A 1,710-nucleotide genomic window follows, 5' to 3' on the forward strand; every position below is an offset into this window, starting at 1 on the left:
AAAAACTGTTAAAAATCTGTTAAAATATTAGTGTATCAAATACACATGTTATATATTTGTATAATTATTATTATCGTTCTAACCAATTAGTTCTTTATGATAGATAATGAGGTCAGTTACTACAAAAAGAGTGAGCGCCAGCTTTCTCTTTTTTTTGTTTTAGGGGGATTTTAAATTCTTTAAAACAACGTTTACCTTAACCTGCAAATAGCCTTTCATTACAATAGTATTCCCCAAAAATCGCGTCAGCCTTCTTTTCGTTCATCAACTATTTATACTCCCTTTTTTACAAGCGATTGGCCATCAATAAAACAGACGACCATGTTAAAAAACATCTGTATTCCAACCGGCCAAGATATGAGATTGGCCCTTAAACGGAGATGTGTATAAAGTGGGCAAAATGCGATCGTTATACAAATAACCCGTGTTTTCGTACTAGACACATGATGGTAACCTGCCTGATTAAACCTTTATATTTAAACTTTGAGCCGGAGCCTTTTCTTTTCAAGAAAACCGGTGATAAATATCACAATAAAACATATGGCAAATGAGCGGATGATTCCACCTGTTCCTTCGCTTAAAAAATCGGGGAAGTTGAAATCAACGATGGCAAAAATAGCCACTATAAAATACGGTATAAGATAACAGGTAAGGGTACTGGTTCCGGCTGGTTTAATAATTTTAAACCAGTTTGCCTTGCCTTTAACATCAATCAACCAGATGAAAAATTCAAATAAAATGATACCTATTCCACTGCATATTAAAACCCATGCCGGCGTGGAATGCACTTTTGAAATACCTTCGGTATAGGGGCGGACTAAAAAACCCAGCGTTATGGCAGCTAAACCCGTTAATGTAAACACTATCCATATGCTGCTGTATTTACCTTTGGTTACAAATTTGTAACATAACAAGGAAAACACAACGCCAAACATCATGAGCGAGCAGGAGTCGCCATCCTGTATTACTAAAAGGTGCCAATTGATCAAATGGCCATGACTGCAAATATTAATGGCCATGAATATGGCCAGCGCTGTGCACATCGCAATAAAATTGCCTTTAAATATCAGAAATACCCCCGCACAAACTAGGTACGCCCAGCCAATGATGCCTAAAATGCCCCACCACTCGGGTGTTAAGCCCCTTGGTTCAGCAGGTGTTCCACCTTTGTAAAGTAAAGCCAATATAACAAGCAATACAATTCCTGTGCCCATCAAAATGTATCTTTTAGTTGTTGACCATATTTCCGGGTAATCCAGCCAGATCAGGAAAAACGAGATCGTTAATAAAAACTCCCATATACCCAGCGGCAACAATGCGTCCTTGCTGTAATCCTCCATATTTACATGGAAAAAGCCCATTACAATAAGCGCGAATGAACGTAACAAGATATAAATAGCTATACTGGAAAACGATTCACCTTTACTCAACCGTTTACTGAGCGCAAGCGGAAGCGACAAACCGGCAATAAATAAAAACAAAGGAAAAATGGTATCGGCAAAGTGCATGCCATCAACATTACCCTTCACATGGTCGATCCATTCGGGCACATTACGTACGCCACTGAGATCATTCACAAAGATCATAAAAAACATGTTTACTGCCCGTAAAACATCAATGGAGTGTAACCGGCTTGGATTTTTTATCATGATGAAATGTTGACTCAGTATAACAGATTTTAAATATAATAGCTATTTTTTGTATTTGCGT

The 1,710-nt window shown here is 37.8% G+C and carries 1 protein-coding gene; it reads right to left on the bottom strand.

All coding sequences use genetic code 11. From position 1 onward, the window contains the following. Positions 1-476: 476 nt before the first annotated feature. Positions 477-1,649 carry a DUF5009 domain-containing protein gene (locus QZY09_RS13220; protein WP_295673086.1) on the bottom strand — a complete coding sequence of 391 codons (1,173 nt, stop codon included), beginning with the start codon at positions 1,647-1,649 and terminating at the stop codon, positions 477-479. Positions 1,650-1,710 lie beyond the last annotated feature (61 nt).

The sequence above is a fragment of the uncultured Mucilaginibacter sp. genome, from assembly GCF_903913935.1.
Taxonomy (GTDB): domain Bacteria; phylum Bacteroidota; class Bacteroidia; order Sphingobacteriales; family Sphingobacteriaceae; genus Mucilaginibacter.

Bases quoted from the DNA above. Each gene is read 5' to 3' on its own strand.
- QZY09_RS13220 (WP_295673086.1), bottom strand. From the start codon at position 1,649: ATGATAAAAAATCCAAGCCGGTTACACTCCATTGATGTTTTACGGGCA.